Source organism: Chryseobacterium sp. CG10_8, assembly GCF_058117085.1.
The window spans coordinates 1-14,995 of the sequence record NZ_JBYVEB010000081.1 but is presented as its reverse complement, the minus strand read 5'-3'; the positions used below and the strand labels follow the sequence as shown (position 1 = coordinate 14,995).

Annotated in this window: 11 protein-coding genes; 10 read left to right on the top strand and 1 reads right to left on the bottom strand. The window is 35.4% G+C overall.

Features of this window, described 5'->3' with window-relative positions:
* A partial coding sequence (locus AC4AGG_RS12255) for a YceI family protein (RefSeq protein ID WP_489772297.1) occupies positions 1 to 601 on the top strand: 601 nt, incomplete at its 5' end.
* A 226-nt stretch (positions 602 to 827) separates the two neighbouring features.
* Here AC4AGG_RS12255 and AC4AGG_RS12250 read toward each other — a convergent pair.
* Positions 828 to 2,414 carry a peptide chain release factor 3 gene (locus AC4AGG_RS12250; RefSeq protein WP_489772296.1) on the bottom strand — a complete coding sequence of 529 codons (1,587 nt, stop codon included), beginning with the start codon at positions 2,412 to 2,414 and terminating at the stop codon, positions 828 to 830.
* A 244-nt stretch (positions 2,415 to 2,658) separates the two neighbouring features.
* Between AC4AGG_RS12250 and AC4AGG_RS12245 the strand changes: the two genes are divergently transcribed.
* The 9 genes from AC4AGG_RS12245 to AC4AGG_RS12205 all read left to right on the top strand — a co-directional run bounded on the left by AC4AGG_RS12245 (position 2,659) and on the right by AC4AGG_RS12205 (position 14,875).
* Positions 2,659 to 3,489 (top strand): CPBP family intramembrane glutamic endopeptidase, encoded by an 831-nt coding sequence (locus AC4AGG_RS12245; protein WP_489772295.1) that lies wholly within the window; start codon positions 2,659 to 2,661, stop codon positions 3,487 to 3,489.
* A gap of 8 nt (positions 3,490 to 3,497) precedes the next feature.
* The gene (gene rdgB / locus AC4AGG_RS12240; protein ID WP_489772294.1) at positions 3,498 to 4,067 is read left to right on the top strand and encodes an RdgB/HAM1 family non-canonical purine NTP pyrophosphatase; all 570 of its coding nucleotides are present in this window, start codon (positions 3,498 to 3,500) and stop codon (positions 4,065 to 4,067) included.
* 102 nt (positions 4,068 to 4,169) lie between these two features.
* Positions 4,170 to 5,117: a ribonuclease Z gene (locus AC4AGG_RS12235; RefSeq protein WP_489772293.1), complete on the top strand. Its 948-nt coding sequence runs from the start codon at positions 4,170 to 4,172 to the stop codon at positions 5,115 to 5,117.
* A gap of 409 nt (positions 5,118 to 5,526) precedes the next feature.
* A complete protein-coding gene (gene priA / locus AC4AGG_RS12230) occupies positions 5,527 to 7,983 on the top strand; it encodes a replication restart helicase PriA (RefSeq protein ID WP_489772292.1) in 2,457 nt (818 codons plus the stop codon).
* 148 nt (positions 7,984 to 8,131) lie between these two features.
* On the top strand, positions 8,132 to 9,601 hold the full coding sequence (dacB, locus tag AC4AGG_RS12225) for a D-alanyl-D-alanine carboxypeptidase/D-alanyl-D-alanine endopeptidase (protein WP_489772291.1): 1,470 nt from the start codon (positions 8,132 to 8,134) through the stop codon (positions 9,599 to 9,601).
* A gap of 75 nt (positions 9,602 to 9,676) precedes the next feature.
* A complete protein-coding gene (locus tag AC4AGG_RS12220; protein WP_489772290.1) occupies positions 9,677 to 11,614 on the top strand; it encodes a M1 family metallopeptidase in 1,938 nt (645 codons plus the stop codon).
* 132 nt (positions 11,615 to 11,746) lie between these two features.
* The gene (gene kbl / locus AC4AGG_RS12215; protein WP_489772289.1) at positions 11,747 to 12,940 is read left to right on the top strand and encodes a glycine C-acetyltransferase; all 1,194 of its coding nucleotides are present in this window, start codon (positions 11,747 to 11,749) and stop codon (positions 12,938 to 12,940) included.
* Between the two features lie 15 nt (positions 12,941 to 12,955).
* The gene (locus AC4AGG_RS12210; RefSeq protein ID WP_489772288.1) at positions 12,956 to 14,179 is read left to right on the top strand and encodes a porin; all 1,224 of its coding nucleotides are present in this window, start codon (positions 12,956 to 12,958) and stop codon (positions 14,177 to 14,179) included.
* A gap of 54 nt (positions 14,180 to 14,233) precedes the next feature.
* The gene (locus AC4AGG_RS12205) at positions 14,234 to 14,875 is read left to right on the top strand and encodes a hypothetical protein (RefSeq protein WP_489772287.1); all 642 of its coding nucleotides are present in this window, start codon (positions 14,234 to 14,236) and stop codon (positions 14,873 to 14,875) included.
* Positions 14,876 to 14,995: the final 120 nt, after the last annotated feature.

Genomic DNA, 14,995 nt, shown 5'->3' with positions numbered 1-14,995 from the left:
TAAAAATTTGAAAGTATCTTTGCTAAAACAATTTAGTATGAAAAATTTAACATTAATAATATTATTTTTTAGTTTCTTCAGTTTTGGTCAGTCCAAAAAGGTTGTGGCCTCGGAAATTAATTGGTGGGGTTACAAAATTTCGAAGAGCAAATCTCTGTCACATTATGGAACCATTAAATTAAAATCGGGTAAGATTGATGTTAAAGATGGTAATGTAGTAGGAGGGAGTTTTGTGATGGACATTAAAACTATTGACGCGGATGATGTTACTGGCGATACAGAGAAAGAACTCAACGACCACTTGAAATCAGATGATTTTTTTGCTGCTAAAAAATATCCAACAGCAACTTTTGTTATTACATCTGTTAAACCAAGTAATAGTAATATTTATAACTATATTATTAAAGGAAATTTGACAATAAAAGGAAAAACCAACCCTATTAGTTTTCCAGCTAAAATTTCATCAAGTAAAGGTGTTGTAGCCATCGTGTCGGATAAATTTACGTTTAATCGACAATTGTTTGATGTTACTTATTCTTATTTTTTGGACGCGTTAGTACAAGATGATGTTGAAATGAAAGTGAAAGTTACCGCGAAATAGTAAAAGCAATACTAAATAAAAAATCCCTTTCGTTGAACAGAAAGGGATTTTTTTAGATGATACCTTTTTTTACAAATAGAATTTTTTTCAGGTTTTCTATTTTTTTATGATGATATTTTTTCAACATTGTAAAGATATGTTTCATAATATGCTTTTTCTATTTGGGTACAAATTTCGTTCCAAATTTTTTAGAATGCAATATTAAGGCAATGATCTATATCAGGTTTTAAAACTCACTAACAAAGTGTAATTTCACATTAGGAAATTTCTCTCTTGCCATATCAATGGAGAATGAAGAGTCGGCTAAGAAAACCAATTGGTTATACTTATCACGAGCGATAAAACGCTGTTTCAGTTTTGCAAATTCTTGATATTCTGCTGACTTTTCATCGGCTTCAATCCAACAAGCTTTGTGAATGTGGATCGGTTCATAAGAGCATTTTGCTCCATATTCGTGTTCAAGACGATATTGGATAACTTCGTATTGAAGAGCTCCAACGGTACCAATGATTTTTCGCCCGTTCATTTCAAGGGTGAAAAGCTGTGCAACACCTTCGTCCATTAATTGATCGACCCCTTTCGCTAATTGTTTTGCTTTCAGTGGATCCTGATTATTGATATATCTGAAGTGTTCTGGTGAGAAACTCGGAATTCCTTTAAAGCTCATCTTTTCGCCAGATGTCAAAGTGTCGCCAATTCTGAAATTTCCAGTGTCGTGTAATCCAACGATATCTCCTGGGAAGCTCTCGTCCACAACTTCTTTTTTATCCGCGAAAAAAGCGTTAGGAGAGGAGAATTTTAATTTTTTGTTTTCTCTTACAAGAAGGTAGTTTTCGTTTCTTTTGAAAGTTCCAGAAACGATTTTTACGAAAGCCAATCGGTCGCGGTGTTTCGGGTCCATATTCGCATGGATTTTGAAAACAAAACCTGTGAAATCTTTTTCTTCTGGTCTTACCAATCGAGTGTCACTTTCTTTAGGTTGAGGCATTGGAGCAATCTCAATAAAGGCGTCCAAAAGTTCTCTAACCCCAAAATTATTCAATGCTGAACCAAAAAACACAGGTTGTAGATGACCTTCCATGTATGCGTTTTGGTCAAACGGTGGATAAACAGATTCTATGAGCTCCAACTCTTCTCGAAGCGTTTCAGCTGCTTTTTTACCAATAACTTCATCCACAGATTCGTCATTGATATCATCGAAAGTTACCGTTTCGCTCAGTTTTTGTTTTTTTTCTTCAACAAATAGCTGAATGTTCTTTTCCCAAATATTATAAATTCCTTGAAACTGAGCTCCCATTCCAATAGGAAGAGATAGCGGAGTTACAGTTAGACCTAATTTTTGTTCGACTTCATCAAGAAGGTCAAATGCATCTTTTCCTTCTCTATCCAATTTGTTGATGAAAACGAGCATTGGGATATTTCTCATTCGGCAGACTTCCACCAATTTTTCTGTTTGCTCTTCCACCCCTTTTGCAACGTCAATCACCACGATAACAGAATCAACTGCAGTTAGTGTTCGGAAGGTGTCTTCTGCAAAATCCTTGTGACCAGGAGTGTCAAGGATGTTAATTTTGTGTCCTTTGTATTCGAATGCTAAAACCGAAGTCGCAACAGAAATCCCTCTCTGTCTTTCGATTTCCATAAAGTCGGAAGTAGCTCCTTTTTTGATTTTATTAGACTTAACAGCTCCTGCTTCTTGGATTGCCCCACCAAAAAGTAGAAGTTTTTCTGTCAATGTTGTTTTTCCAGCATCTGGATGCGAGATAATCCCGAAGGTTTTTCTCTTTTTTATTTCTTTGATTAAATCAGACATATCAAATTTTATGGGTGCAAAAATCGTGATTTTTAATGAAACCAAAAAACGGCAGCCAAAACTTCTCTTATTGATTCTTTTGAAGGAGAAGAAATAATTGAAATTTTTGATTTTGGAAAACGATGGGTTTGCCTTTCTGTTATTAAAGTGGTTGATTCTTCTTTACATAAAATGACCGCTAAACTTTTCGAATTTTGATGACGTGTCTGAAATCTTCTATATTTGCTTTCAATAATTCAAAATGATGAAAAAAAAATCCTCATTACCGCTTTATAAATTTGATGCTTTGGGAGCCGTAATTTTATTTTTTGGAGGTTTTATCCCTCTGATGATTACATCGGCAATTAGTGCTTTTTCTTTAATTTCGAAAGGAATGGCTTTTCAATATGATCCGCTTTTCCTCATTATTTCTAATGCGATAATGTGGATTGGGGCAATCGCTGCTTATGATTTTTTGTGCTGTAGACCTCAAACAAAAAAACCGCTTGAATTCAATTTTTCTGTGACTGACTTTTACAATTACCTTTTAATTTTCCCAATGATGTTTGGGATGATGCTGATAGCTGAATTTGTGACTAGTCAGATTCCGATTGAAGGACCAATTTTTGGAAGGTTTTACGAGTTTTTTTCTGAAATGATGAACCAGATGTCGAATGATATTTCTGTATTAGTTGTTTTGGCAGTCATCATGGCACCGCTTTTTGAGGAAATTGTTTTTCGAGGGATCATTCAAAAAGGGATGATTAATGGAGGAATGGACCCCACCAAAGCGATATGGATTTCTGCGATTGTTTTTGGAATGGTCCATGGGAATCCTTGGCAATTTGTGGGTGCAGTTTTATTAGGTTTTGTCTTGGGAACAGTTTACGAAAAAACCAAGTCACTGTTGCTTCCAATTCTTTTACATGCCTTTAATAATTTGACTTCAACATTATTGATTAAATATGGCGGAGTGGAAAGTTTTTCGGAAGTTTTTCATGTTTCAGAATACGTTTTATTGGGAATAGGTATTGTTCTGTTCTCTTTATTTTACTACTTGTTTACTCAGAAATATAAGGTTGAAAATTTAAAATAATTTAATCCATGCAAGAAATTCTTATTGCAACCCATAATATCCATAAAAAAGAAGAAATTCAACAGATTCTCGGGGCAGAATTTGATGTCAAAAGTTTAGCAGATTATGATTTGCATGACGAAATCATCGAAGACGGAAAAACCTTTGAAGAGAATGCGCTAATTAAAGCTAAATTTTGCTTTGAGAAAACAGGAATTCCAAGTGTGGGTGATGATTCTGGATTGGTGGTTGAAGCTTTAGACGGGAGACCAGGGATCTATTCGGCGCGTTACGCAGGGAATCACGATTTTCAAAAAAACATGGCGAAAGTTCTTGACGAAATGCACGGTGTCGAAGAGCGAAGAGCATATTTCATCACGGTTTTGTGTTATTATGATGAAGAAGGAGCGCAATATTTCGAAGGTCGAGTTTATGGAAATATCTTAACGGAAAACAAAGGTCATCAAGGTTTTGGATATGACCCAATCTTCGTTCCTGAACATCATAAAATTACCTTTGCCGAGATGGCTCCCGAAGAAAAAAACAGAATCAGCCATCGCAAAAAAGCGTTAGAAAAGTTTCTTGCTTCTTTTCAATAATCTAAAGTTGAAAAGAAACCGAAAAACAATTGTTGTTCTCGACATGGAACAATTCTTGATTCCAAACTAAATTCGTAATTTTGCGACCTTAAATAATCAACTTTGGGTGTATTTCTTACCATTTTAGGATTTAATTCTGCGATTCCAACTGTGAATTCGGCTCCGACAGCTCAATTATTGGAGATGCAAGATCGATATTTTCTTATTGATTGTGGGGAAGGAACGCAGGTGCAGTTAAGAAAAGCCAAAACTCGATTTTCAAAGATTGATCATATCTTTATTTCTCACTTACATGGTGACCATTGTTTTGGATTACCAGGATTAATTGCATCTTTTCGACTGTTGGGAAGAGAGAAGGCGTTACATGTATATGGTCCGAAGGGAATCAAGGAAATGATGGAGACGATTTTCCGAATAACAGAAACGCATCAAGGATTCGATGTAATTTATCACGAACTTTCGTCTAATAAATCCGAAAAAATATTCGAAGATCAGAAAGTAGAAGTCTATACAATTCCTCTTGATCACAGGATTTACTGTAATGGATATCTTTTCAAAGAAAAACCAAAAGAGAGACATCTTGATATGTTCAAGATTTCAAAATATCCCGAAATTGAAGTTTGCGATTACCAAAACCTGAAAAACGGTAAAGATTTCGAAACCGAATCCGGTGAAATAATCCTCAATTCTGAACTTACAACAGATGCCCATCCATCTGTTTCTTACGCTTTTTGTAGTGATACGCGCTATTTGGAAAGTGTCATCCCGATTGTTGAGGATGTTGATGTATTGTATCATGAGTCTACCTTTCTTCATGATTTGAAGGAGATGGCCGATTATACTGGCCATACAACGGCATTAGAAGCTGCTGAAATTGCAAAAAAAGCCAATGTTGGGAAGTTGATATTGGGTCATTTTTCTAATCGTTATGGTGACTTGACTGTCTTCTTGGATGAAGCTCGACAAGTTTTCCCAGAAACCTATCTTCCAGATGCTTTGCAAGCTGTGGAACTTGTTCATCGTTCATTAGAAAATACTATTGAACCTTAGGTTGGTTTTTAATCTAATTTTTTGTCAAAGTATTCGAAATCTTTGAGAACTCAAACTGTGAAGGATTAACAGATGCTTTGCGGTTGTTGCATTGAAATTTTCAACATCAAAAACCTGACTTTTATAGTTTTTTACTTGGAATCTCACGTACTATAGTCAAATCTATTTAAAATGTCATGCTGACGAAGGAAGCATCTATATAGATTCTTCGACTCCACTTCAGAACTTCGTTCGCAGACCTTCAGTCTGTGCTCAGAATGACAAACAAATATATCATGACAAATTATTAGGATTTAACAATAATAGTATTCTTTCGGTTATAATCGAGGGATGATTTTGAGTTTTGAAGGAAGATGTTTTTGGTTTTTGTTTCAACATTCTTTTTCTACCTTTGTCCTCCTGAACAAAAATGTCCAAATTGTACTTCGCCGAAATCATTTTGCCACTCAATCTTAAAGGAACTTTTACCTACAAAGTTCCAGAGGATTTGTATGGAAATTTGCAAGTAGGGATGCGGGTTTTGGTCTCTTTCCGAGGACGCAAAATGTACACTGGAATTGTTTCGTCGATTCATGAGATTTCACCTGAGACTTTTGTTCCAAAGGAAATTGTTTCTATCCTTGACGAAACACCGATTTTACCACTTCAGGAACTCAAGTTTTGGCATTGGTTGGCAGATTATTATCTCTGTAATTTGGGCGAAATTTACCGTTTTGCAATTCCTTCTTCGTTGAAGTTAGAAAGCGAAACGTATCTCAAACTCAAACCCAATATTAAGATTGATTTTGGGAATCTTGATGCGCATGAGATGCACTTAATCGAAGCTTTGGAAGTTCAACAAGTCTTGAATTTATCGGATATCGAAGCATTTATTCCTAAAAAAGATATCATCAAAACGATCAATTCCTTGATTGACTTTCAGTATATTGAGATTGACGAAAAAATTAGGGAAACTTATAAGGTTAAAGAGATTGCCTATGTGAGATTAAAAAACTTGAGTTATGTTGAAAGTAATTTGACTGAAATTCTTCGTGACCTTAATCGAGCCAAAAAGCAAAAGGAACTCTTTCTCACAATTTTCACTGAGGAAAAGGAAAATCCAGAAAAGCCAATTCGAAAATCCGAACTTTTGGAGGGCGGACTTTATAATAATCTTCAGTTGAAATCTTTGATTGAACGCGATTTGGTTGAAGAATACAAGTTAGAACAAGATCGTCTTAACCTTTATGAAGGTGAAATTGAAGAATTGGATCAGTTGTCAGAAAGCCAAATTACTGCAAATAATTTAATTAACACTGCCTTCAAAGAAGTTAAAAATGTATTGCTTCATGGAGTAACTTCTTCTGGAAAGACCCATCTTTATCTGGAGAAAATTCACGAAACAGTGGAGGTGGATCAGCAAGTTTTGGTGATGGTTCCAGAAATATCTTTAACCAAGCAACTCACCCAGCGTCTCGAAAAAAAGTACGGTAAAATTTTAGGTTTTTATCACCAGAAATTAACTGATTTTGAAAGGGTAGAAGTCTGGAAAAAAATAAAAAACGGAAGTTTAAAGATTATTATTGGTACACGCAATGCGCTTTTTCTCCCTTTTGATCATCTCGGATTAATTGTGGTTGATGAAGAGCACGATTACGCATACAAGCCAAAGGATGTTTCGCCCTATTTCAGTGCAAAAGATGCAGCATTAATCCTTGGACAGTTTCATCAAGCACATGTGATATTGGGTTCTGCGACACCATCATTGGAGAGTTATTTTGCTGCTCAAAGTGGAAAATTGGCTTATGTTCCTTTGAAGGAGCGTTTCGGTGGGGTTGGGATTCCTGATTATGAGTTGATAGACTTCAAAAAGGAGCGTGATACCAAGCAAGTGAAAGGAAATTTTTCTTTAGAATTATTGAAAAGAATTCAGGAAAATGTAGAGCAAAATCATCAGGTTATGGTACTGCATAATCGTCGTGGTTACGCCAATGTCGTCGAGTGCGAAAGTTGTGGAAATGCTATCTATTGCTCCAATTGTGATGTCGTAATGACGTACCACAAATCAACAAATGAGCTCAAATGCCACTATTGTGGTCAGAAATCTTCCAAGCCAAAGTTTTGTCCCAAATGTCACTCAGAAAATCTTAATGAAAAAGGGGTTGGTGTTGAGCAAATCCATGAGGAACTTCACCAATATTTTCCAATGATGGAAGTAGATAGGATGGATGTTGATGCCATGCGCCAGAAATTTGCATACGAAAAGTTGTACGAAAAAATTGAGCAAAAAGAAACCAATATCATTGTTGGGACACAATTGATTTCCAAAGGTTTGGATTTTGACCATATCGAATTGGTGGCGATTCCTCGAGCAGATCATTTGATGTATATTCCTGATTTTCGGGCAGAAGAAAGAGCCTATCAGTTAATTACTCAACTTTCTGGTAGAGCTGGCAGAAGTTCGGGGAATGGAAAAATGTTGATCCAAACATACAATCCGCAACATTCACTTTTTCAGTTAATCAAAGAAAAGGACGAAGAAAAAATTTATTCCTACTTCTTAGACGAAAGAAAGAAGTTTCATTATCCACCATACACCAAGCTGATTTTTATTGAGTTAAAGCATCGAAAAGAAACCAAAGTCGATCGGTCTTCCCAATTTTTAGCTTCTATTTTAAGAAAATATTTACCTGGAGAATGTGTCTTTGGGCCAGAGAGATCTTCGATTTTCAAACTGAAGACTTTATATCAATTTCAGATTTTACTGAAACTTCCGCGCGGAAGGAATTACAATATTTATAAAGATTTTGTCGTTAAAAGTATTGAAGAGTTTCGTGAAGTCACAGCCTATCAGAGCGTTAAATTAGACGTTTTTGTCGACTTTTAACATAATTTAACAGAACTTCACTTTATTTAATCTTTGTAAAGTGCTGATTTTTAATAAATATTATTATTTTTGAAACCTGAGTATTTTTAAAATTTCAATAAAAACACAAGTTAATTTTGTAAAAGTAATTGAAAGTAACCTCACAAATATGATGTTAACACTAAAGAAATATTTTTTAGGAGCCGCTTTATTGGTTTCGGGGTTGGTTAGTGCACAGACGACCACCTCTGCAAAACAATATCCTCAGATGTATGACAACCAGTTGACTAACACAGCTACAGCACCAGTTGTAGCGGAGAAGAGTCTTCTTACTCCAATGGAGTTGGTTGATATTAATCTTAATACTTTAAAAAGCGACCCGGTTCTTAAAAATGCAAATTGGGGATTTGTATTGTACGACCCAAAAACCAAAAAAATTGTAAGCTCTTATAACGAAGAATCTGCATTAATTCCTGCTTCAACAACCAAAATTTTAACAACAGAAACAGCAATGAATCTTCTTGGAGAGAAGTTTCGTTGGGTAACTCAGTTAGAATATTCTGGTGAAATTGATGAAAATGGAGTTCTTAACGGAAATATCTATATTGTTGGTAGTGGAGATCCTTCTTTGGGGACAGGAAAGGCTGGTGCTTCAACATATGGTCAAATCGTCAATGATTTTATCTATGCTTTAAAGGAGGAAAAAGGTGTTAAAAAAGTTAATGGAGATATCATTATTCAAAATGCTTTCTTTAAAAACAATAAAGGAGCACAACTTCCAGAGAATATTGTTTGGTTAGAACAAAGCGATTACTATCTTCCTGTTGGGACTACCAAGGATATTGATGCGAGACAAGAAAAATTAATTACCAAATCTAATTCCTCTAAATCAGAAGTAGGAAGATTCTATTATATCTCACCTTACGTTAACAAGATGGTTTTTGCTAATGAGTTTGTTGGAACAGATTTTACGACAAAACTTCCTGATGCACCTGCTTATTTAGCGAACTCTTTTCGTACCAATATGATTAAAAGAGGTGTATCTGTAACAGGAAAAGTGGTGACAAGAATGGCAGATCTTAATCCTGAACCAAGAAAAGTGATTACTTCTTATACCTCGCCAATGTTGGCGGATATTGTACATGATACCAATCAAAGGAGTGATAATAGCCTTGCTGAGGCACTTTTGAAGATGGTAGGATTCCAGAAAAGGGGAGATCAGTCAAAAGAAACTGGACGAACTGTGGTAATGGAACATTTAGGAAATGTAGGATTTGATTTAAATGGGCTTGCCTATCAAGATGGAAGTGGACTTTCTCGAGAAAATAAAGTGACGCCGATTGCACAGGTTAAGTTCTTAACGTCGTTAATGAAGACGCCATATTATAATACTTATTTTGATTCTTTACCGATTGGAGGACAGTCAGGAACGCTTAAGTTTATGTTTTCTGGTACTGGTTACGGTAAGGTTTTTGCAAAAACCGGAACTCTAAATAAAGTCAAAACTCTCGCGGGTTATATCAAGACTAATAATGGAAAGACTTTGGTGTTTTCTATTTTGATTAATAACTATGGAGGATCGGTTAATCAGGTAAAAAGCAAGATTGAAGCTATATTAGAGCCGGCTTTTAATTTATAAACAACAATTACGGTATAGAGAAGACCTTTCCATTTGGAAAGGTTTTTTTATTATCTTTAATCAAAATTTTTAAGAGTGAATAAATTTTATTTTTTTGTAATTCAATTTCTATTTTCCACAGTTTGTTTTGGGCAATTTATCGGTGATGCATATCAAGAAAGAGAGCGACTGATCCAGAATGAAATGAGAAATTATCAAAGGATGACAACATATAATGTTAATCCTAATACTTTAAATTATGATTTGAGATACCAAAGAATGGATGTGACACTTAATCCAGCTGTTTTTCAGATTTCTGGAAGTGTGACATCGCATTTTATTCCCAATCAGAGTATGTCTAGCATTTACTTTGACCTTACTAATCAACTAACCGTTTCACAAGTAAGTTATCATGGGACTAATCTGAACTTTCAGCAATTATCGACCAAGGAAATTAAAATCGATTTTACATCCTCACTTTCAGCTAATGTTTTGGACTCGCTTACGATAAGCTATTCTGGTGCGCCTGATATGTCCAGCGGATCTTTTAGGACTTCAACCCAAAACTCGGTCCCGATTTTGTCAACGCTTTCAGAACCTTATGGAGCTCAAGATTGGTTTCCAACGAAGCAAAGTTTGAATGATAAAATCGAAAAATTTGATTTTAAAATTACAACACCTTCGGCATACGATGTTGCTGCTAACGGAACTTTGATGTCAGTAACCACCTTACCAAGTGGTCAAAAATTAACATTTTGGAGAACGCAATATCCCATCACTGCATATTTGGTTGCTTTAGCGATTACAGATTTTGATATTTATAATGATGTCATCGGTTCGCCACCTTTCCCCTTTGTTAACTATGTTTACAGTTCGAGTACTACGAATGCCGGTGTTATGAGTAATATTGAATGGACAAAGCAATGTATGGTTTTGTTCGAAAATTATTTGGGTCCATATCCGTTTCGAAATGAAAAATATGGACATATGGAGTTCAATTTTAATGGAACTTGTATGGAGCATCAGACAATGTCTTCCATGAGTGGATGGGGGCAATATGTGATTGCTCATGAGTTGGCGCACCAGTGGTTTGGAGATAAAGTTACTTGTAAAACATGGAATGATATTTGGCTCAATGAAGGTTTCGCTACATTTGGTGAACATCTTGCCAATGAGTATTTATTGATGACCAATACAGATTTTTTATCTTACTTAGCCAATCAGAAAAATTATATCACGAGTGCGGTTGGTGGAAGTACTTATGTGGCAGAGGCTAATTTGAGCAGCATTGGAGCAATTTTCAGTGGACGACTTTCTTATACTAAGGGAGGTTATGTATTGAGAATGTTGAAATGGATTTTAGGAGATGCAGCCTTTTATCAAGCGATTAAAGAATATCATGCACGTCCTAATTTGGCGTATAACTACGTTTCGACTTCTGATTTCAATAATTCTTTGTTATTGTCAACTGGTCAGGATTTTACAGGTTATTTTGCGGATTGGATTTATGGAGAAGGATATCCAACTTACACGATTGAATGGAATCAAACGAGTCCTACATCGATTACTTTTAGAGTGAATCAGGCTCAAAGTCATGCTTCTGTTAGCTTTTTCGAAATGCCTTTGCCAGTTAAATTAGTAGGAACTAATGGCGAGACACAGCTGCTTCGTTTGGAGAATACTTCCAATAATCAAACTTTTACGGTTTCGGTTAATAACTTTACGGTGTCTAGCGTACAGTTTAATTATGAGTACCAAATTCTAGAAAGAAATTCAACGGTTTCTCAAAACACAAATTTGAATGTGAAGGAAGTGACACCAACGGAATTTGAAATCTATCCTAATCCAGCTAGCGACCAAATTTTTGTAAAAGGGTTGAAGGATAAAGCCAATTATCAAATTCATTTTGCAGATGGGAAATTAGTAAAAGCTGGAGTATGTGAAGTAGGGCAACCGATTAATATTTCGGAGTTTGTTCCAGGAATGTATGTTATTTCTGTCGAGCAACAACATCTTAAATTTTTGAAAAAATGATAAACGAAGTCCAAATTATTTGGACTTTTTTTATGAGATAACGTTGACCTTTGAATTTTTTTTCAAATGTTAATTCGAATATCCAAATCTTAATAAATTGATTAAATTTGACAAACCTAAAATTCAAAATTCATGATTTCTCAGAACTTTCTAAATCATCTTCAACAAGAACTTCGAAACATCGATAACGACGGACTTTACAAGAGAGAACGTATCATTACTTCTCAACAAAGTGCCGAAATCGAAGCTAATGGAAAAAAACTGCTGAATTTTTGCGCTAATAATTATTTGGGTCTTTCTAATCACCCAGAAGTGATGAAGGCTTCTCAAGATGCGATTGCTTCTCATGGATATGGCATGTCATCAGTAAGATTCATTTGCGGAACTCAGGATATTCACAAAGAACTAGAAGCTAAGATTTCTAATTTCCTTGGATTGGAGGATACGATTTTATACGCTGCTTGTTTTGATGCCAATGGAGGTGTTTTCGAACCTCTTTTTGCTGAAGCGGATGCGATCATTTCTGATGAGTTGAATCATGCTTCTATTATCGACGGAGTTAGATTGTGTAAAGCTGCGAGATATCGATATAAGAATAATAATATGGAGGATTTAGAAGCTCAATTGATTAAAGCTTCTGAAGAAGGACACCGTTTCAAAATTATTGTGACCGATGGTGTTTTCTCCATGGATGGAATTGTTGCAGATTTGAAAGGAGTTTGTGACTTGGCGGAGAAATATGATGCATTGGTGATGGTGGATGATTCTCACGCAACTGGGTTTATTGGAAAAACAGGACGTGGAACTCATGAAGCTAATGAAGTCATGGGAAGAGTAGATATTATTACTTCTACGCTTGGAAAGGCTTTGGGTGGAGCTTTAGGAGGGTTTACGTCAGGAAAAAAAGAAATTATAGACATGCTGCGCCAAAGGTCAAGACCATATTTGTTCTCTAATTCTTTAGCACCAGGGATTGTGGGTGCTGCGATGAAGGTTTTGGATCTAATTGCTAATGACACTTCTTTAAGAGACCGAGTAATGGAGAATGCTAATTATTTCCGTACAGAAATGAAGGCAAAAGGTTTTGATATTCCTGATGGAGATGCAGCGATTGTTCCAGTGATGCTATATGACGCACCTTTGGCTCAAAAAATGGCTGAAAAATTGATGGATGAGGGAATCTATGTGATTGGTTTCTTTTACCCAGTTGTTCCAAAAGGAAAAGCAAGAATTAGAGTCCAGCTTTCTGCTGCTCATACAAGAGAGCATTTGGATAAAGCGATTGCAGCTTTCGAAAAGGTAGGTAAAGAGCTTAATATTATCTAAAATTCCATCAGTTTTATGAAAAAGTTACTTTCAGTAATCCTACTTGGTTTTACGTGTTTTTTATTTGCTCAGGAAAAAGGGGAGACAGATTATAATCAGCAATTTAAACTTGAAGCTTTACCTTACTATAATTTTGGTAAAGGAGTAGGAATTACCTCCCCAGATAGTTTGTATCAATTGAATATAAGGTTTCGAATGCAAAACAGAATCGAAATGTTACGGGAAGAAGATGAAACCTCTTACGAGGCGATGATTAGAAGACTAAGATTAAGATTTGATGGTTACGTCGGGAATCCAAAATTCAAATATGCGATTCAATTGTCGTTTGCGCCCAAAGATGTAGGTCCCTTAGAAGATGAAGGCGACCTTAATATTATTAGAGATGCGATTGTTTTTTATGTCCCGAACAAAAATTTTAGTTTTGGATTTGGACAGACCAAACTTCCTGGAAACCGTCAAAGAGTGAATTCTTCAGGAGCTTTAGAATTAACCGACCGTACAATTAACAATGGGATCTTTAATATAGACCGTGATTTTGGACTTCAAGCGTATTATCTGAAGAGCCACAGTGAGTCCGATTTTGGTTTTAACATCAAAACAGCGATAACCACTGGTGAAGGTCGTAACTGGACGCAGACCAAAGATAATGGTTTGGCTTATACGGGGAGATTGGAGTTATTTCCTTTTGGGGCTTTCAAAAAAGGTGGAGAGTATTTTGAAGGAGATTTGATGAGAGAAGCAACGCCAAAAGTTTACCTTGGCGGAACATATCATTATAATAAAAAAGCGAGAAGATTGGCGGGAGAAACTGGTAGTCTTATGTTTGACCAAAAGGATTTGAGCGCAGTTTTAGCTGATGCTATGTTGAAGTATAACGGATGGTCTTTTATGGCATCTTATATGAATCGTAATACTCCTAATTCGTCTGCTTTTTCTTACAATCCAGATGATATTACCGATTTCAAATACGTTGCTGAAGGACAAGGATATGATGTTTCATTAAGTTATACTTTTCCTAAAAACTGGTCAGTAATTGCTCGTAATTCCTATATGAAGCCTAGTACCGAAATCGCTACCTATCAGCCAAAAATGAATCAAATGTCTTTAGGGGTTACCAAGTATATTTGGGAGCATAACTTCAAAGCTCAAATGGAATTTAGCAAAAATGATTTCGAGTATTTTGATGGTAGAAAAAAGGATAATTGGTATGTGAGATTTCAGGTGGAGATAGGGATTTAATGTTTGTAATTATTTGACAATAAATGTATATTTGCATAATAAAACACATTTTTTATGTTAAGAAAATTTGCATTGTTTGTTGTCATTTGGGGTTCGATTAGTCTCAGAGCGCAGAATCAGGAACGGAAGAATCTAATTACAGTTAATCCAGCGTCAATTCTTTTCAATTTTCGTTATGAAATGGGTTTTGTGGCTCAATTAAATGATCCTTGGATGGTTGGATTGCAACTTGGTTATGGTTCTCAGTCCATGTCTCCTTATCAATTGGAGTTAAATAATTATTCTTCTTTCTCCATTAGACCGGAACTTTTTTACAATATTTTTCCTGATAAAAAGGTAAAGCAGTTCGTATCTGTACAACCTTTTTATATTAGTACAAAGGGAGATTATGACCATTCGCATTATTATATCGATGACAAATATTACGATTTTGAATCGGCTGATTTTGCAAAAGATAAAATTGGATTTAATCTGAATTATGGCATTAAAGTAAATTTTGGACATTCTCGATTTGGTTTCATTCCCAAAGCGGGATTTGGATATTGTTATGTCAATAACAAATATACTAATGTAATCAATCAAGAAGCGTCATTACCACCGCCAGATGACTTTAGTACAGAAATGGGCAATTGGAGATCAGGCTCGCATTCGAGATTAAGTTTGAACTTCGAGTTGAACCTTTTTTACCAATTCTAATTTGATTATTCTTTTATACAACTAGGAATTCTAGAGATCTTCTTCTGAATGTTTTTTCTCGGAAACGCATTGAATATTTGATCTATTGTTGTTAATTTTTTTCGATTTTATAATAAGTAA

Coding starts and splice junctions, on each gene's coding strand:
- dacB (WP_489772291.1), top strand. CDS start 8,132: ATGATGTTAACACTAAAGAAATATTTTTTAGGAGCCGCTTTATTGGTT.
- kbl (WP_489772289.1), top strand. CDS start 11,747: ATGATTTCTCAGAACTTTCTAAATCATCTTCAACAAGAACTTCGAAAC.
- rdgB (WP_489772294.1), top strand. CDS start 3,498: ATGCAAGAAATTCTTATTGCAACCCATAATATCCATAAAAAAGAAGAA.
- AC4AGG_RS12210 (WP_489772288.1), top strand. CDS start 12,956: ATGAAAAAGTTACTTTCAGTAATCCTACTTGGTTTTACGTGTTTTTTA.
- AC4AGG_RS12250 (WP_489772296.1), bottom strand. CDS start 2,414: ATGTCTGATTTAATCAAAGAAATAAAAAAGAGAAAAACCTTCGGGATT.
- AC4AGG_RS12205 (WP_489772287.1), top strand. CDS start 14,234: ATGTTAAGAAAATTTGCATTGTTTGTTGTCATTTGGGGTTCGATTAGT.
- priA (WP_489772292.1), top strand. CDS start 5,527: ATGTCCAAATTGTACTTCGCCGAAATCATTTTGCCACTCAATCTTAAA.
- AC4AGG_RS12245 (WP_489772295.1), top strand. CDS start 2,659: ATGAAAAAAAAATCCTCATTACCGCTTTATAAATTTGATGCTTTGGGA.